Source organism: Bacillus sp. ISL-51 (assembly GCF_018613535.1).
Lineage (GTDB): Bacteria > Bacillota > Bacilli > Bacillales > Bacillaceae > Bacillus.
Map to the genome: position 1 here is coordinate 238658 of NZ_JAGGQB010000005.1, position 16540 is coordinate 255197.

Genomic DNA, 16540 nt, shown 5'->3' on the forward strand with positions numbered 1-16540 from the left:
ACGCCCGGCAATTAGCCGGGCGCTTTTTTACAGCAGCAGATTGACAAGCAGCATGATCAGGAACACCGCGCCGAACAAGCAGGCGGCTTTTGTCAGCAAAACGCCGTAATATTTCTGTCTGAACCGCCTTTCTTCCTCCTCGTAACAGGCGGGTTCTGTTATCCTGACGGCATCAAGCTCAAGCGGTTCCTTCATCAAACGATGCAACCTCCCGCACTCCTCACATTCCTCAAGATGGCGGGCTATAAACCGTTCCGTCTCTTTTTTGCAATCACCTTCTATATATAAAGGGAGCAAATCTCTCACTAAACAGCAAGTCATATCTGTCCGTCCTTCCTCTGCTCCGCTAATTGCTGTTTCAGCTGCAGCCTTGCTCTGTGGAGCGTGCTTTTCACCTTTGAAAGGCTCCAACCCAAAATATCAGCAATCTCTTCATAAGACAGCTCTTGAAATTCTCTTAAAATCAAAACGGTTTGCTGATCGCTTTTCAAACGCAGAATCTGCCGGGTTAATGCCTCATGCCTGTCTGTCCGGCTTATGTATTGTTCCGGCAGTTCATATGTCGTTTGCTGAAGCCCTTCATTCAGGCTGATAACTGAAAATTGATATTTTCTGTCCCGCCTGTACCAATTGATAAATGTATGATGGGCAATGGCATAGAGCCATGTCCGGATAGAAGAATGGCCTTTAAACGACTCAAGCCCGTTAAATGCTTTCATAAACGTGTCCTGGGCGAGATCCTTAGCGGTTTCAGCATCATGCGTCCTTCTGTACAAGTAATACATAATATCTTGATAATGTTCACGGTATAACTGTTCAATCGACATCTTGTTTTTCATTTAAAAATAAAACCACACTGTCATCCAGATCGAGAGCGCGATAAAGAAGCTATATAATACGTACGCACAGCGTTTCATATATTTGATCTGGCTGGCATCATCCGCCGGCGTCTTCATCACATCCTCATGCTGCTTTTTCGCGTTTTCCGCTTCGGTTCCGAACAACGGTTCATGTTCCTTCATCCACTGAAGTGTGCCGCCCTCAAGCTCTCCTTCCTCATAAAGTTCATATAAATCGAGAAAAACAGACTTTTTTTCTTTATTGTTCATAAAGGTTCACCGCCTTATAAGTGTCCGCATTTACCACATAGGCATCATGGCGGTTTGAACCGAACGGCTGAATGATCACAAGCCACGCATCATATCTCACACCGTCTTTCGCCGCTGTGACAGGCTTCACCCGCTTTTTGTAGATGACACCGTTATATTTTGCGGCTGCCTTGCGAAATGCTTTTTTTCCCTCTTCGTATGTGTGTGGAAATGTTTTAGCCATCCCCCGATCATCTAAAGATACCTCTGTAATCCCCTCATCATTTTGCAGTGTAATCGTGTGCTTTCCGCCGGCATCCTGAAACACGAAACCGTCTTTCAATTTGTTATCTTGCTTAAGCTCTGACATGTCAGCGCCCAGCAATGAGAAAAGCTTTTTTTGAAGCTCGGCCTTTGTAAGAGACGATTTTCCATCTGGGAGCCTAATCTTGAAAAGACGCCCGGATTCTGTATCAAACTCCAGCTCCGCACCGTTTTTCGCAGTAACCGTCAAACTGCTGCCAATCACGCTGTTGATGTTTATATTTGTAATATCAAAAGCCTGATCAGACATTTGCAGCGTACGAGAGACGGCTTTTGTTTTATTGATGATCTCTTTTTGAGACATGTGCACCTGCGGCAAGGACTCAAGCTTATAGATTGACGGGTTTTCAGAAAAGCTCATGATGGTTTCCTTTTCCCAATAAAACACAGCACCCCGCTGCTCATGATGAATGTCCATTTTTTTCGGTATAATCTCCACCACAATCTGCTGATTTTCTTTCCTTACTTTCGTTTTGATGCGATCTGTATCAAGCTTCCGGCCGTGCGCAGATAAAAACTCCAATGACTTTTTGCGATATTCTTTCTCTGTCAATATACGGCCTTCCGGTTTCTTCAGGCAGTTGTAATCTTGTATCATTTGTGAGACTTCATCCACATCTGCTTCATAATCTTTTGTTTTAAAACGATAAAAATAATGCAGATCCTGATCGGTCCCTGCTAAGTAAATCGGTTCTTTTGCCGGAAAAAATGACGTTACAATCTGTTCCGCTTTTTCTGAGGTGATATGCTCACCGACATAATCAACAGAATCAGCTGCAATCGGCTTCGAAATGGCAAAAGCAGCATCCCCGGCATTGTACAGCGGGTTTAAAAAGACAATAAAACAAACGGCAATCGCTGCCGCAAGGGCTGTTTTCACCCGGCAGCTTATTCTTTTTGACCTGTGAAACAAATGATGGCTCATCAAAAAACCCGCCATCGTTAAATAGGTTGTATACAGAAAAAGCCTGCCGTAATCTTTTGTAGTGTCGTCAGGATACGGGACGAGCACGAAAACCATAAGCCCGATCACCGCCGCATAAAACAAACCGATAAAGACGGCTTTCGGCTTCCAGTACATCTTAAAGAATAAGAAATTCATAGAAATCAAGAGCAATAAAATAATCACCGCAAAACAAAGCGCTTCATAAATTTCTGTTTTTGATATGTATTCAGGGTTGTGTCTCCAATAGGAGAAAAAACTGAAGATCACCTGAATAACGGGCATCGTTACGACAGTGAGATCAAAGGTATAAAATATTCCCTTGCCCTTCTGCTCTTGAGGCAAAAGCATATAGTGAAAGGCTGTAAGCAGCACATACCCATACATTAAGAGATGGAGAATCGGAAGGAGCTCACTGCCCTGTGACGTCAAATACCCCGCTGTAAAATGAGTGATCCGCACCTGATGAATCAGTTCAATTGTAATGCCCGTCAGTAAAATGGCACGCAGCAGAAACCCGGCGTAAAACATCATCGCCTGTCGGCTGATTTTCGGATGGAAGGTAAGTGCGTATAAAACGGCAAGGCAAGCGGCTGACCACTGAATGATAAAAACGCTCTGCCTGCTTAAAATAAAGTACCTGTCGAAGTGCAAAATAAAATGGCTGAAAGTGTCTGACATCTGTAACAATCCTTTACATTTATTAAGGCCTTACCCGGTTAGACAACCCGCACTGAAAAAAGTTTCAATGATAATAAAATTTTTCCCCTATCATTTTTTCTGCTTCCATTTGTCATTTTTCTTATTCTAAATCGCGTCATTCGACTCATGTCTACATCAACACGTGCCTCTCGGCTTATCTCCCGACATCTTCCAACAGAAGCTTACACAGGACAATTCTATCAATTCATCTTTCAAACCTATTTTTTTATTGCAGAGTGTGAGATTACTGGTTTATTATAACAATATAAGTTTTCATTATTTTCAAAAAGGGGGATTTATTGTGGGTTTAGGTAAGAAATTGTCTGTTGCTGTCGCTGCTTCATTTATGAGTTTAACAATCAGTTTGCCAGGTGTTCAGGCTGCTGAAAATCCTCAGCTTAAAGAAAACCTGACAAATTTTGTGCCGAAGCACTCATTGGTGCAATCTGAATTACCTTCTGTCAGTGATAAAGCGATCAAGCAATACTTGAAACAAAACGGCAAGGTGTTTAAAGGCAACCCATCTGAAAGACTGAAACTGATTGACCATACAACAGATGACCTCGGCTATAAGCACTTCCGCTATGTGCCTGTCGTTAATGGTGTGCCTGTTAAAGACTCTCAGGTCATTATTCACGTCGATAAATCCAACAATGTATATGCGATTAACGGAGAATTAAACAACGAATCTTCTGCTGAAACAGCGAACAGCAAAAAATTGTCCGCAAACCAGGCGCTGGATCACGCTTTTAAAGCAATCGGCAAATCACCTGAAGCCGTTTCTAACGGAAATGTTGCAAATAAAAACAAAGCTGAGCTGAAAGCAGCTGCCACAAAAGACGGAAAATACCGCCTCGCCTATGATGTAACCATCCGCTACATCGACCCGGAACCGGCAAACTGGGAAGTAACCGTTGATGCAGAAACGGGTAAAATCTTGAAAAAGCAAAATAAAGTCGAGCATGCCGCTGTAACCGGAACAGGTACAACTCTTAAAGGAAAATCGGTATCATTAAATATTTCATCTGAAGGCGGAAAATATGTATTACGCGATCTTTCTAAACCAACCGGAACACAAATTATTACGTATGATCTGCAAAATCGCCAATCTAACCTGCCGGGTACGTTAGTATCAAGCAGCACAAACCAATTCACGACTTCTTCTCAGCGCGCTGCCGTTGATGCACATTACAATCTCGGCAAAGTGTATGATTATTTCTATCAGACTTTTAAACGCAACAGCTATGATAATAGAGGCGGCAAAATCGTATCGTCCGTTCACTTTGGCAGCAGATACAATAACGCCGCATGGATCGGCGATCAAATGATTTATGGTGACGGTGACGGTTCATTCTTCTCTCCTCTTTCCGGCTCAATGGACGTAACCGCTCATGAAATGACGCACGGCGTCACACAGGAAACAGCAAACCTGAATTATGAAAATCAGCCGGGCGCTTTAAATGAATCCTTCTCTGATGTATTTGGATACTTTAATGATACTGAGGACTGGGATATCGGTGAAGATATTACGGTCAGCCAGCCGGCTCTCCGCAGCTTATCAAATCCGACAAAATACGGTCAGCCTGACCATTACAGAAATTACCAAAACCTTCCGAACAACGATGACGGCGACTACGGCGGCGTTCATACAAACAGCGGAATTCCGAATAAAGCTGCGTACAATACGATTACAAAAATCGGCGTGAAAAAGGCGGAGCAAATTTACTATCGTGCATTAACGGTATACCTCACTCCTTCTTCCAGTTTTAAAGATGCAAAAGCGGCTTTAATTCAATCAGCGCGTGACCTTTACGGTTCTCAAGACGCTGCCAGCGTAGAAGCTGCATGGAATGCAGTCGGATTGTAATTATAAGGAGACCGGAAATATCCGGTCTCTTTTTGTCATATTGAAAAACGTTCTTACAGCTGTCAATAAAAAAAGCCGCCGGTTTTACACGGCGGCTTTTCACAATGGTTTTACCAAAATTATATACGTATTTTCCCGGTCGTCTTTTTCAAGTTTCAGCTGCTCAAAGCCGCATTGGCTTAAAAACAGAACCCATTCCTGCCTGTCAACCGGAACGGCTGCAAACATAGCTTTATTTTCCGCTTTCAGCCTGCTTGCAATCTTTTCTATCATCGCGCGGGCAAATCCTTTATGCTCTGCTTCGGGACGTACCGCCACGGTTCCAAGCCACGGCTTACCGTTTGAGGGCGCCCATTCCAAATGAAAGCTGACGGCGGCCGGAATCCCATCATCCTCCCATACGAGCCATGTTCCGTTATACATGGAGTACGTAAGCATAAAGCTCGCAGCATCTTTTGTTCCAAGCTCCTCTTTTTTCCACACGGGATGGGCTTCTGCTAATTGCTCCAAGAAGCTGAGATCCGCCTCTTCAAAATCTCTACTTGTCAGCATGCAAATAGTCGTCAAAAATGATTTTATGTATCGCCGGATTTCCCGCAAGCACGCTGTGGTTGTCTAAAAACGTGAAGGGCTCCCCTTCAATTGTTGTATAAATGCCTCCGACTTCGTTCAGCAAAATACAGCCTGCAGCGTAATCCCACGGAGCGAGCCTCATGGTAATGTATGCGTCGATGCGTCCTGCCGCGACACTTGCCAGCTCCAGTGCCGCAGAGCCGTAAGAGCGTGTCCCTCTCACCCGTTTCACAAGCGGCGCTAAAATGCCCGGGTCAATTCTTCTGTTCTCCGTCACCCAAGTGGCATTCACTGCAATAATCGCTTCTTCAATCGACACTTCCCGCAAAGAAGGCAGCGCCGTGTCATTCATATAAGCGCCCTCTCCGCTGAATGCGTGGTACAGCTCATCCTGCATGACATCATAAATCAACCCGATTTTCCCTTTTCCGTTTTCAAAAATGCCGATTGAGATCGCAAAATGCCGCTGCTGGTGGATAAAATTCATCGTCCCGTCAATCGGATCGATAATCCAGACAACGCCTTCAAGGGAGTGCAGCTTATCCCCCTGCCCTTCTTCCCCGAGAATGCGGTGGCCCGGAAAGGTTTGCTGTATACGGTCAATGAAAAAGCGTTCTGTCTCTTTATCAATATTCGTGACTAAATCATTCGGATTTGATTTTGTTTCGATCGTCAATTTTTCCTGCATGGATTGTTTGATTCTGCTTCCTGCTTCTCTCACCCATTTTTTTGCGATTTCATCAATTTCCGTCCAATTTGTCATACCGTGTACCTCTTTTCTATGTATAGCTTTACTCTATAGCATACTGATAAAAGCGATTAAAAAGCAAGGAAAATGAAAAATATGTCTTCTCACGTAAAAACGAACCATTCCGGCGGTTCGTTTTTACTATTCTTTATCCGTTAAGACGAATCCATTCTTTTCTGAGACGCTCTAATTTCCTTTTGCTGAGATCAATTTGGTCTTCATTTTCTTTTTGCAATGCCTCGTACAGGGTTGCCAATTCATAATCAACCTCTAGTCTCCAGACAGCTACACGGTTATTTTTTTCCTCTCTGAACCCTTCCTTCACCACTTGCCTCATTGTCTTTCGCCCCTTCCAGAGATCATTTGTTAAAAAAGCATCCCATTCCAAATCATTTATGAATACTTCTTATATCGTATGGAAACTTATATTCGGCTGTAACATCATTCTGAAAATTGTGTGTTTACCTATTCGCTTTTTACCACATTTCCCCTCTCTTCAAACGTTCTCAATGTTTTTGCCGGGAAAAGCAACTGTGGTAAAATATGAATACTTATTATAAGGAGGAAAAACATGACACAGATGCGTTTTACAAATGAAGACTTTGATACATTTACAATAGAAGGTTTAGATGCGCGCATGGAGGTGTTAAAGGAACAGGTCCGGCCGAAGCTGACCCTTTTAGGCGAGCATTTTGCCCCGACATTGTCGGCATTGACCGGGGACGAAATGTTTCCGCACGTCGCCAAGCACGCCAGAAGATCGGTCAACCCGCCGGCTGACAGCTGGGTCGCCTTTGCCAGCAGCAAAAGGGGCTACAAAAAACTTCCCCACTTTCAAATCGGTTTATGGGACACCCATATGTTTGTATGGTTCGCCATCATTTATGAGTCTCCGATAAAAGAGGAGTACGGCAAATTGCTTGAAGCGAAGCAGGAAGAGGTCACAAAGCAAATCCCGCCTCACTTTGTCTGGTCGCCGGATCATACGAAGCCTGCTGCGTACAAGCAGTCAGAAATGGATCATGAGCAGCTGAAAACATTATTTGAACGTCTGCAGACAGTAAAAAAAGCCGAGCTTTTATGCGGCATTCAGCTTCCGAAAGACGAGGTTATTAATATGAACAACCAAGAATTTCTGCAAACGATTGAAGATGCCTTTCATAAGCTTTCGTTTTTATACACTCTGACGCAGAAAGTCTCATAACATAAAAAGCGGGCCGTTTCCGGCTCGCTTTTATTTACATCTTAATAACCGCTTGATCTGATTCTTTTGCCTGTTTCACAGTCCTGTACGGAGAATATGTGCTGTCTGTCTCAAATTGGCCGCAAATCTTCTTTTCCTCCGCTTTTCCCGGAACAATTTCTTTGAAGCGGCGGTACGCCTGCAGCAATTTGTCACGGTCCGCACCTTTTTCATAGGCATTTTCCACCTGCTGAAAAAAGGCAATTACATCCACAGCCTCTTCTGTCGTCCAGTCCTCGTTCATCGGATATTGATATTCCAAATCTCTTCACTCCTTCATTATCCTGCTCAAAAAAAGCATCTTCCATAGATCATAAATTGTTCTTTACATTCTTTCAAGTTCATAATATAATTCATTTGTTTTACGTTTAAAAAACGGGTAATAAACTGAATGTAATACACACTAATTGCGTAGGTATTATGACAAAGGTGGGAAAACAATTGCCGCAACAAGAAACACCCCTGTACACCGGACTGAAAAAGCACGCGAACAGACAGCCTGTCCAATTCCACATTCCGGGCCACAAAAAAGGCGCAGGGATGGACCCAGAATTCAGACAATTTATCGGAGAAAACGCGTTAAGCATAGATTTAATTAACATTGAACCTCTTGATGATTTACATGCGCCAAAAGGGATTATTAAAGAAGCGCAGGAACTGGCCGCTGAGGCATTCGGCGCAGACCACACTTTCTTTTCCGTACAAGGAACGAGCGGCGCCATAATGACGATGGTCATGGCGGTTTGCGGACCTGGAGATAAAATCATCATCCCGAGAAATGTCCATAAATCAATTATGACAGCTATTGTATTTTCCGGAGCGGTGCCTATTTTTATACACCCGGAAATTGATGACGAGCTTGGCATCTCTCACGGCATCACACTCGAATCAGCCGAGCGCGCCTTGACTGAGCACCCTGACGCCAAAGGGCTTCTTGTCATTAATCCGACTTATTTCGGCGTCGCAGCCGACTTAAGCAGCATTGTGAAGCTCGCGCATTCTTACAGCGTCCCGGTCCTTGTGGATGAAGCGCACGGCGTGCATATTCACTTCCATGATCAGCTCCCTCTGTCCGCCATGCAGGCAGGCGCTGATATGGCAGCCACAAGCGTTCACAAATTAGGCGGTTCTTTGACGCAAAGCTCTATTTTAAATGTAAGGGAAGGCCTTGTGTCTAAAGACAGGGTGCAATCGATTTTAAGCATGCTGACAACAACATCAACTTCCTACTTGCTTCTCGCTTCATTAGACGTCGCGAGAAAACGGCTGGCAACAGAAGGCCGAAAGCTTCTGGAAGATACGATTATCCTGGCAAATCAAACACGGGAACGCCTGAACCAAATTGAAGGCATTCGCTGTGTCGGAGAAGAGATAACGGGCTCTAAGGCTGCGTTCAGTTATGATCCGACCAAATTAATCATCTCTGTCAAAAATCTCGGCCTGACGGGTCATGACGTTGAAAAATGGCTCCGCGAATCATATAATATCGAAGTCGAACTGTCCGATTTGTATAACATTTTATGTATTTTCACTCCGGGCGACAGAGCTGATGATGCTGACCGTCTTGTAAACGCGCTTGCCGAGATTTCAAAGCGGGCCTCAGCCAATGAATTTGCTCATAAGCAAACGGAGGTTCTGCTTCCTGAAATTCCGCTTTTAGCGATGACACCCCGTGACGCATTTTACGCCAATACGGAAATCGTCCCTTTGATAGAATCGGCGGGACGGATTATTGCGGAATTTGTTATGGTGTATCCGCCGGGAATACCGATTTTTATCCCTGGTGAAATCATTACAGAAGAAAACATCAGCTACATTTTCAAAAACCTTGATGCCGGCCTTCCCGTTCAAGGCCCTGAAGACGCGACGCTTGAAATGATTCGTGTCATTAAAGAACAAAAGGCCATCCAATAAGGCATGAAAAAGCCCGAAACACAAGATGTTTCGGGCTTTTTTTATATTTTTTACTCTTCTTCAAGATGACACTGGCATTGTCCGCAGCATGTTCCGTATAACGTTGTCACCTTCTCATCCTCAAAGTAATGAATGGCTTCGTTACAGTCTTGGCAAACAATCGTTCCCATCTCTCATTCCCCATTTCTCAGAATTTGAAAACGCTTAATTTTTATTTGTTGTTATTATATTATTATGTCACATTTAATATGTCAACCACTAAACTGTATAACACATTTATTTTTTACGGCCTCTTGATCGCTTTTGGATCGATAATGGTATATCCTTTATCCCGGAGTCCTTTCACAATGCCCGGTATCGCTTCATCCGTCCACTTCCGATCATGCATGAGGATATTAGCGCCGTCCTGTAAATAAGGGCTGTTTAGAGTAATGTCAGTGAGCGCTTTTTTTGATTGATATTTCTGGTCCCAGTCATATCCGAAGGTCCAATTCGTTTTCACCATACCTTCTTTTTGGATGAGCCTGTCACTGTAATCCGTGTTGCTTCCGAAGGGCGCTCTGAAAAATGCAGGCTTTTCCCCGATTACCTTCTCAACGGCTTTGTTGACGCCGACAATTTCTTCCCGCTGTTTTTGTTCTGAAAGATTTTTTAAATTTTGATGGGTCATCGTATGATTTCCGATCATAAAGCCTAAATCATGAATATGCTGAAGTGCTTTTTTATTTTCATCTTTTTTTAGAAATTGTCCGTTCACAAAAAAAATCGCTGATGCATGAAGGTCGTGCAGCTTGTCGGCGATGTCAGCCGCATGCCGGTCCGGCGCGTCATCAATGGTTAACAGCGCAATCGGTTTTTTGTCTTTCTGTTCATCCAGTCTTTCAACCGCAAAGGTTTTCGGATTGATTTGATAGCGGGCCTCAGCCTTTTGCTTTACCGGCTTATCTGTTTTTTCCTTGCTGGTTGTCTGTTCCGTTTTACCGGCAGCGGCATGCGAATGGGTTTTGCTTGATTCCGGCTCCTGATTTGATTGGCAGCTGACGAGGAAGAAAACACACATGACAGCTGCAATTGCTTTATACATAAGAATCCCTCCTGCTTGGTTTTGCCCACAGTATAACGAAAAAACAGCAGTTTCACGATGAATAATGTGCCTTTATTACGCATTGTGAACGGATCTTGTCACCCGTATTATTTCTTCATTAAAAACGGTTTCAATTATATAACAATTAAGTAACAAGCCTTAGCTTTCTCAGGTCTCGTGATACACTTTACATAGTCCTTGTTAACGGATATTCCATTACAATATAAAACAGAGGAGAAAGATAGATGCGCTACCGCATGGTGATTCCCTTTTTTTTGATGTTGTTTGTTTTGTCAAGCTGTTCGGTTTCTACGGTCAGTCCATTCAAAAAAAACCGGATCGACAGCATTCATCACACTCAAATCTTGTTTTTTTCCGATGAAAACCATATAGATAAAGAAGTGCCCTATTACGATGCGATCCTTGATTTGGAGAAGAAATATCCTCATCATGTAGATCAAATGAAGGTATATGACAACAGAAAAGGATGGGAAAAAGAAATCAATACGTTCCCGGCTCTTATGGTCATCAACCATAGCCATGTCGTCATGAAGATAGAAGGATCGGTTAAGAAAAAAGAAGATATTATAAAACCTATGCAGCATGTGCTGGCACAATAAAAAACAGCCCCCGTTATGACACGGAGGCTGTTTCTTGTATTACGTTATTATTTTACGATATGGATCGGGCTTCCGATGGCCACTTCCGCCGCTTCCATTGTGATTTCGCCCAATGTCGGGTGAGCGTGGATTGTCATTGCGATATCTTCAGCAGTCATTCCGCCTTCGATCGCCAAGCTCAATTCAGAAATCATGTCAGAAGCACTCGCACCGGCAATTTGCGCACCGATAACAAGTCCGTCTTCTTTACGAGTGATCAGCTTCATGAAGCCGTCAGTTTCGTTAAGAGAAAGCGCACGTCCGTTTGCAGCAAACGGGAATTTAGAAGCAACCACTTCAAGACCTTCTTCTTTCGCCTGTGCTTCAGTGTAACCGACAGAAGCCAGTTCAGGCTCAGAGAATACAACGGCTGGAATACCGAGGTAATCGATTTCAGCAGGCTCTCCGGCGATAGCTTCCGCAGCGATTTTACCTTCGTAAGACGCTTTGTGAGCCAATGGAGGTCCATCGATGATATCACCGATTGCGTAAATGTTCGGCACGTTTGTACGGCATTGCTTGTCAGTTTTGACTACGCCGCGGTCAGTCATCTCAATACCGACTTGCTCAAGACCGAGCTCATCAGTATTTGGACGGCGGCCGACAGTGATTAATACGTAATCAGCATCAACCGTTTTTTCTTCACCTTTTACTTCAAATGTAACTGTTACGCCGTCAGCTTTTTCTTCGACACCTTTTGCCATAGCGCTTGTATGAATTTCAACGTTGCCTTTTTTCTTTAAGTTGCGTTTTACAAGAGAACTCATTTGTTTTTCGAAGCCAGGAAGAATTTCGTCTCCGCCTTCTAAAATAACAAGTTCAGTTCCGAAGTTTGCATACGCTGTTCCAAGCTCAGTACCGATATATCCGCCGCCGATGACAACAAGCTTTTTAGGAATTTCTTTAAGCGCAAGTGCGCCTGTAGAATTCAGAACGCGTTCGCTATATTTGAAGTTTGGCAATTCGATAGGGCGAGAACCGGTAGCAAGAATCGCGTTTTTAAACGTATATGTTTGCGCAGAGTTCTCATCCATCACACGGACAGAGTTGCTGTCTACGAAATAAGCTTCGCCTTTGACGACGTCTACTTTATTTCCTTTCAGGAGACCTGCAACACCGCCAGTGAGTTTATTTACAACAGAAGCTTTCCATTCTTGGACTTTTGTAAAATCAACTGTTACGTTCTCAGCAGTGATTCCCATGTCATCTGAGTGTTTTGCGTTCTCATAACGATGGCCTGCATTGATGAGCGCTTTTGAAGGAATACAGCCGACGTTCAGACAAACGCCTCCAAGAGTTGCTTTTTCAACGACTGTTACTTTTTGTCCAAGCTGAGCGGCGCGGATGGCAGCCACATAGCCGCCAGGTCCCGCACCAATCACAAGAGTATCTGTTTCAATAGGGAAATCTCCTACTACCATAACATTACGCCTCCATTAAAATAAGTTGTGGATCGTTCAGTAAACGCTTGATGTGATTTAACGCATTTTGTGCAGTTGCTCCGTCGATCATACGGTGGTCGAAGCTGAGAGAAAGAGCTAAGACAGGAGCAGCTACAATTTCACCGTCGCGGACAATCGCTTTTTCAGCGATGCGGCCGATACCGAGAATCGCAACCTCTGGATGGTTAATGACCGGAGTAAACCATTGGCCGCCGGCAGAACCGATATTTGTGATTGTGCAAGAAGCGCCTTTCATTTCCGCAGGTGCAAGCTTGCCTTCACGCGCTTTTGTAGCAAGGCTGTTGATTTCATCAGAGATTTCGAAAACGGCTTTACGATCGGCATTTTTCACTACCGGCACTAGCAAGCCTTTTTCAGTATCCGCAGCGATTCCGATGTTGAAGTAGTGTTTTTGAACGACTTCATCTGTTTTATCATCAATAGATGTGTTTAAAACAGGGAATTTTTTGAGCGCGGATGTTAAAGCTTTTACGACGTAAGGCAAGTATGTCAGCTTAATGCCTTGATCAGCAGCAACTTGTTTGAACTGTTTGCGGTGTGCAACAAGATTTGTTACGTCAACTTCATCCATTAGAGTTACGTGCGGTGCAGTATGCTTAGAGTTCACCATTGCTTTTGCAATCGCTTTACGGATACCGCTCATTTTTTCACGAGTTTCCGGGAATTCGCCTTCAGGAGCTTGAACCGCTGCAGGTTTTGCTGTTTCCTGAGGTGCAGCAGTTTCTTGAGGCGCCGCCTCTTGAGCCGCTCCGCCATTTGCAAAACTGTCGATATCTTCTTTTACAACGCGTCCGTTATTTCCTGAACCCGTTACTTTACGGATATCAACGCCCTTTTCACGCGCATATTTACGTACGGAAGGCATAGCGATTACGCGTTTGTTCGGATCAGCTTCCGCTTGGTCCTGCTGTCCTGCGCCGGTTTCTTTTGCCGGCTCGGCAGCGCGCTCTTCTTTCGCAACATCTTGTCCCGCTTCAGCAGATGACTGAACTTGCGCTTCAGTTTTTGCGTCGCCGGACTCGTCGCTTCCTTTGAATTGAAGATCTTCGTAACCAGGTGCGTCAAACGTAATAATCGTTTGTCCAACAGTTGCAACTGTTCCCTCTTCAACTTTTAATTCTAATACTTTTCCTTTGACAGGTGAAGGAATTTCTACCACTGCTTTATCATTTTGCACTTCAGCCAGTACATCGTCTTCTTCTACCTCGTCGTTCGGCTTGACAAACCACTTAACGATTTCACCTTCGTGGATACCTTCTCCGATATCTGGAAGTTTAAATTCAAATGCCACAGTTTTCGACCTCCTAGTTGATTAAGCAAATTTTAGTTATACATACGCAAGCATTGAACCATCAGAAAAACAGCCCTTTAAATAAGGGAGGAAAAGCACTCGTCTTCTCCTCCTGTTATGAAATCTGATTAAAATTCAAGAACTTTTTTCGCAGTTTCAAGAACGTCTTTATGGTTTGGAAGCCATACGCTCTCAGCTTGCGAGAAAGGAAATACTGTATCAGGCGCAGCGACGCGGAGAACAGGAGCTTCCAAGCTCAGGATCGCGCGGTCGTTAATTTCAGCTACAACGTTAGCGCCTACGCCGGCTTGTTTTTGAGCCTCTTGTACAACAATTGCGCGGCCTGTTTTTTCAACAGAAGCAATGATTGTATCAATATCAAGCGGGCTTACAGTGCGAAGGTCGATAACCTCAGCAGAAACGCCTTCTTTCTCAAGCTCTTCAGCAGCTTTCAGCGACTCATGAACCATTGCGCCGTATGTGATGATAGAAAGATCAGTTCCTTCGCGTTTCACATCAGCTTTGCCAAGTTCGATTGTATATTCTTCCTCAGGAACTTCCTGACGGAAAGAACGGTAAAGTTTCATATGCTCTAAGAAAACGACAGGATCGTTATCACGGATTGCAGAAATCAAAAGCCCTTTAGCGTCATACGGAGTTGACGGAATAACGACTTTAATTCCCGGCTGCTGAGCCACAAGGCCTTCTAAGCTGTCAGCGTGAAGTTCAGGTGTATGAACACCGCCGCCGAAAGGAGAACGGATTGTCACAGGAGAAGTCCAGCGTCCGCCTGAACGGTAGCGCATACGAGCCATTTGGCCTGAAACTGAATCCATTACTTCATATACAAATCCGAAGAATTGAATTTCCATAACCGGACGGAAACCGTTCAACCCTAAACCAAGAGCAAGACCGCCGATGCCGGATTCAGCAAGAGGTGTATCAAATACACGGTCTTCACCAAATTCTTTTTGCAATCCTTCAGTCGCACGGAATACGCCGCCGTTTACACCAACGTCTTCTCCGAAAACTAAGACATTTTCGTCATTTTTCAGTTCTGTGCGTAACGCATCCGTGATTGCTTGAATCATTGTCATTTGCGCCATGGCTTACTTCGACTCCTTCTGTGTATAAGTTTCTAATTGCTCTTTAAGGTTATAAGGCAATTCTTCGTGCATGATTTTGATTAAATCAGTCACTTTTTGTTTTGGTTCAGCATCTGCTTTTTTGATGGCTTGCTTAATTTCTTCTTTCGCAGCCTCAATCACTTTGCTTTCTTCCTCTTCAGACCACAGTCCTTTGTTTTCAAGGAATGCGCGGAAACGAACAAGCGGATCTTTTTGCTCCCATTCGTTTTCAATTTCTTTCGTACGGTATTTCGTCGGATCGTCACCGGCCATTGTGTGCGGGCCGTAACGGAATGTAAGTGTTTCGATCAAAGTCGGGCCTTCGCCGTTGACTGCGCGTTCGCGCGCTTCAGCAGTTGCAGCGTATACCGCAAGAGCATCCATACCGTCTACTTGCACACCGACAATTCCTGCTGCCGCTGCTTTTTGAGCAATCGTTTGTGCCGCTGATTGCTTTTCAACCGGAGTTGAAATGGCATAGCGGTTGTTTTGCACTACGAAGATCGCAGGAGCTTTGTAAGCGCCGGCAAAGTTGATTCCTTCGTAGAAGTCCCCTTGAGATGCACCGCCGTCACCTGTGTAAGTGATCGCTACGGCTTTTTTGCCCCGTTTTTTAAGACCTAACGCCACACCGGCAGTTTGGATGTATTGAGCACCGATAATGATTTGCGGAGAAAGGGCGTTCACGTCATCAGGCATTTGGTTTCCGCGGAAGTGTCCGCGAGAAAATAAGAACGCTTGATAAAGCGGCAGACCGTGCCAGATTAATTGCGGTACATCACGGTAGCCCGGAAGAACGAAATCTTCTTTTTCAAGCGCGAAATGTGTTGCAATTTGTGAAGCTTCTTGGCCGGCAGTAGGAGCGTAGAAACCGAGACGTCCCTGACGGTTTAATGAGATAGAGCGCTGATCCAGCACACGCGTATACACCATGCGGCGCATAAGCTCTTTTAATTGATCATCTGTTAAATCAGGCATCGCCGCTTCATTCACGACTTCTCCCTTTTCATTTAAAATTTGGAACGTTTCGAACTGCTTCTTAATGGCATCAAATTGCTTCTTACTGTCAACGATCGTTTTTTTCGTTTTTGCAGCCATACTAAAGTCACCTCTTCCTTTCTTTTAAACAGTCATTAGACGTGCATTCCTTTATACATACAAACCTAGGATACCCTAAAGTATTAGCAGCAAGTCGTATATATTTTAGCCTATCCCCAGTTTGCCGAAACCTTTTATGTAGGATCATCACTATCTGATCTGAACTGTATTATTACGGAGTTGTAAATGACTGATACAACACCGCTTAACATGGATAAGTTTACACTAAACAAAGAAGACCCGTCAATCGTTTTGAACATTGATTTTTAATAAATGTATTCGCTTTATATTTATCGGGGGCGGCAGGCTGTTTTTCACTTTTTAAACTGTACTAGTATACACCTATTAACTGTACTACAATAGAATTCACAAACTGTTTTTTCAAACATATAAAAAAAGGGACCGGACAGCCGGCC

At 44.1% G+C, this 16540-nt stretch carries 18 protein-coding genes; 4 read left to right on the forward strand and 14 right to left on the reverse strand.

Annotated elements, in window-relative coordinates:
- Positions 1–27 precede the first annotated feature (27 nt).
- The 4 genes from J7E26_RS05955 to J7E26_RS05970 are packed head-to-tail and all read right to left on the reverse strand — an operon-like array spanning position 28 to position 3036.
- Positions 28–321 carry an anti-sigma factor family protein gene (locus tag J7E26_RS05955; protein ID WP_214799540.1) on the reverse strand — a complete coding sequence of 98 codons (294 nt, stop codon included), beginning with the start codon at positions 319–321 and terminating at the stop codon, positions 28–30.
- Complete coding sequence (locus tag J7E26_RS05960) at positions 318–839, reverse strand: sigma-70 family RNA polymerase sigma factor (RefSeq protein WP_214799542.1); 522 nt, start codon at positions 837–839, stop codon at positions 318–320. The genes J7E26_RS05955 and J7E26_RS05960 overlap by 4 nt, the downstream gene beginning before the upstream one ends.
- Positions 840–1109 carry a hypothetical protein gene (locus J7E26_RS05965; protein ID WP_214799544.1) on the reverse strand — a complete coding sequence of 90 codons (270 nt, stop codon included), beginning with the start codon at positions 1107–1109 and terminating at the stop codon, positions 840–842.
- Positions 1099–3036 (reverse strand): hypothetical protein, encoded by a 1938-nt coding sequence (locus J7E26_RS05970; protein ID WP_214799545.1) that lies wholly within the window; start codon positions 3034–3036, stop codon positions 1099–1101. Before J7E26_RS05970 ends, J7E26_RS05965 begins: the two co-directional genes overlap by 11 nt.
- Before the next feature lie 322 nt (positions 3037–3358).
- On the opposite strand from J7E26_RS05970, the gene J7E26_RS05975 reads away from it, so the two are divergent.
- Positions 3359–4924, forward strand: a complete 1566-nt coding sequence (locus J7E26_RS05975) for a M4 family metallopeptidase (RefSeq protein ID WP_214799547.1) — start codon at positions 3359–3361, stop codon at positions 4922–4924.
- Between the two features lie 99 nt (positions 4925–5023).
- Here J7E26_RS05975 and J7E26_RS05980 read toward each other — a convergent pair whose 3' ends face one another.
- From J7E26_RS05980 to J7E26_RS05990, 3 genes are all read right to left on the reverse strand, one after another.
- On the reverse strand, positions 5024–5476 hold the full coding sequence (locus J7E26_RS05980; RefSeq protein WP_214799549.1) for a GNAT family N-acetyltransferase: 453 nt from the start codon (positions 5474–5476) through the stop codon (positions 5024–5026).
- Positions 5463–6260 carry an inositol monophosphatase family protein gene (gene suhB, locus J7E26_RS05985; protein WP_214799551.1) on the reverse strand — a complete coding sequence of 266 codons (798 nt, stop codon included), beginning with the start codon at positions 6258–6260 and terminating at the stop codon, positions 5463–5465. The genes J7E26_RS05980 and suhB overlap by 14 nt, the downstream gene beginning before the upstream one ends.
- A 133-nt stretch (positions 6261–6393) precedes the next feature.
- On the reverse strand, positions 6394–6582 hold the full coding sequence (locus J7E26_RS05990) for a hypothetical protein (protein WP_214799552.1): 189 nt from the start codon (positions 6580–6582) through the stop codon (positions 6394–6396).
- 234 nt (positions 6583–6816) lie between these two features.
- Between J7E26_RS05990 and J7E26_RS05995 the strand changes: the two genes are divergently transcribed.
- Positions 6817–7449, forward strand: coding sequence for a DUF1054 domain-containing protein (locus J7E26_RS05995; protein ID WP_214799554.1), 633 nt, complete (start codon positions 6817–6819; stop codon positions 7447–7449).
- A gap of 34 nt (positions 7450–7483) precedes the next feature.
- On the opposite strand, the gene J7E26_RS06000 is transcribed toward J7E26_RS05995, so the two are convergent.
- Positions 7484–7750 (reverse strand): UPF0223 family protein, encoded by a 267-nt coding sequence (locus tag J7E26_RS06000; protein WP_214799555.1) that lies wholly within the window; start codon positions 7748–7750, stop codon positions 7484–7486.
- A 179-nt stretch (positions 7751–7929) separates the two neighbouring features.
- On the opposite strand from J7E26_RS06000, the gene J7E26_RS06005 reads away from it, so the two are divergent.
- Positions 7930–9402, forward strand: coding sequence for an aminotransferase class I/II-fold pyridoxal phosphate-dependent enzyme (locus tag J7E26_RS06005; protein ID WP_214799557.1), 1473 nt, complete (start codon positions 7930–7932; stop codon positions 9400–9402).
- Positions 9403–9452: 50 nt separating this feature from the next.
- Here the strand turns inward: J7E26_RS06005 and J7E26_RS06010 are convergent, their stop codons facing one another.
- Positions 9453–9572 carry a GapA-binding peptide SR1P gene (locus J7E26_RS06010; RefSeq protein WP_003154518.1) on the reverse strand — a complete coding sequence of 40 codons (120 nt, stop codon included), beginning with the start codon at positions 9570–9572 and terminating at the stop codon, positions 9453–9455.
- 113 nt (positions 9573–9685) lie between these two features.
- On the reverse strand, positions 9686–10486 hold the full coding sequence (locus J7E26_RS06015; RefSeq protein ID WP_214799559.1) for a polysaccharide deacetylase family protein: 801 nt from the start codon (positions 10484–10486) through the stop codon (positions 9686–9688).
- Between the two features lie 245 nt (positions 10487–10731).
- Here J7E26_RS06015 and J7E26_RS06020 point away from each other — a divergent pair, with 245 nt between their 5' ends.
- A complete protein-coding gene (locus J7E26_RS06020; RefSeq protein ID WP_214799561.1) occupies positions 10732–11106 on the forward strand; it encodes a hypothetical protein in 375 nt (124 codons plus the stop codon).
- A 47-nt stretch (positions 11107–11153) separates the two neighbouring features.
- Here the strand turns inward: J7E26_RS06020 and lpdA are convergent, their stop codons facing one another.
- From lpdA to pdhA, 4 genes are all read right to left on the reverse strand, one after another.
- A complete protein-coding gene (gene lpdA / locus J7E26_RS06025) occupies positions 11154–12566 on the reverse strand; it encodes a dihydrolipoyl dehydrogenase (protein WP_214799563.1) in 1413 nt (470 codons plus the stop codon).
- Positions 12567–12570: 4 nt separating this feature from the next.
- Positions 12571–13899, reverse strand: coding sequence for a pyruvate dehydrogenase complex dihydrolipoyllysine-residue acetyltransferase (gene pdhC, locus J7E26_RS06030; RefSeq protein WP_061522032.1), 1329 nt, complete (start codon positions 13897–13899; stop codon positions 12571–12573).
- 128 nt (positions 13900–14027) lie between these two features.
- Complete coding sequence (gene pdhB / locus J7E26_RS06035) at positions 14028–15005, reverse strand: pyruvate dehydrogenase complex E1 component subunit beta (protein ID WP_013352120.1); 978 nt, start codon at positions 15003–15005, stop codon at positions 14028–14030.
- A 3-nt stretch (positions 15006–15008) separates the two neighbouring features.
- Positions 15009–16124, reverse strand: a complete 1116-nt coding sequence (pdhA, locus tag J7E26_RS06040) for a pyruvate dehydrogenase (acetyl-transferring) E1 component subunit alpha (RefSeq protein ID WP_061522033.1) — start codon at positions 16122–16124, stop codon at positions 15009–15011.
- Positions 16125–16540 lie beyond the last annotated feature (416 nt).

What these genes read in the sequence shown, in the direction of transcription:
- suhB (WP_214799551.1), bottom strand. Translation starts at nt 6,260, where the DNA reads ATGACAAATTGGACGGAAATTGATGAAATCGCAAAAAAATGGGTGAGA.
- lpdA (WP_214799563.1), bottom strand. Translation starts at nt 12,566, where the DNA reads ATGGTAGTAGGAGATTTCCCTATTGAAACAGATACTCTTGTGATTGGT.
- J7E26_RS06020 (WP_214799561.1), top strand. Translation starts at nt 10,732, where the DNA reads ATGCGCTACCGCATGGTGATTCCCTTTTTTTTGATGTTGTTTGTTTTG.
- J7E26_RS05960 (WP_214799542.1), bottom strand. Translation starts at nt 839, where the DNA reads ATGAAAAACAAGATGTCGATTGAACAGTTATACCGTGAACATTATCAA.
- J7E26_RS05990 (WP_214799552.1), bottom strand. Translation starts at nt 6,582, where the DNA reads ATGAGGCAAGTGGTGAAGGAAGGGTTCAGAGAGGAAAAAAATAACCGT.
- J7E26_RS05970 (WP_214799545.1), bottom strand. Translation starts at nt 3,036, where the DNA reads ATGTCAGACACTTTCAGCCATTTTATTTTGCACTTCGACAGGTACTTT.
- pdhB (WP_013352120.1), bottom strand. Translation starts at nt 15,005, where the DNA reads ATGGCGCAAATGACAATGATTCAAGCAATCACGGATGCGTTACGCACA.
- pdhA (WP_061522033.1), bottom strand. Translation starts at nt 16,124, where the DNA reads ATGGCTGCAAAAACGAAAAAAACGATCGTTGACAGTAAGAAGCAATTT.
- J7E26_RS06015 (WP_214799559.1), bottom strand. Translation starts at nt 10,486, where the DNA reads ATGTATAAAGCAATTGCAGCTGTCATGTGTGTTTTCTTCCTCGTCAGC.
- J7E26_RS06010 (WP_003154518.1), bottom strand. Translation starts at nt 9,572, where the DNA reads ATGGGAACGATTGTTTGCCAAGACTGTAACGAAGCCATTCATTACTTT.
- J7E26_RS05955 (WP_214799540.1), bottom strand. Translation starts at nt 321, where the DNA reads ATGACTTGCTGTTTAGTGAGAGATTTGCTCCCTTTATATATAGAAGGT.
- J7E26_RS05995 (WP_214799554.1), top strand. Translation starts at nt 6,817, where the DNA reads ATGACACAGATGCGTTTTACAAATGAAGACTTTGATACATTTACAATA.
- J7E26_RS05980 (WP_214799549.1), bottom strand. Translation starts at nt 5,476, where the DNA reads ATGCTGACAAGTAGAGATTTTGAAGAGGCGGATCTCAGCTTCTTGGAG.
- J7E26_RS05965 (WP_214799544.1), bottom strand. Translation starts at nt 1,109, where the DNA reads ATGAACAATAAAGAAAAAAAGTCTGTTTTTCTCGATTTATATGAACTT.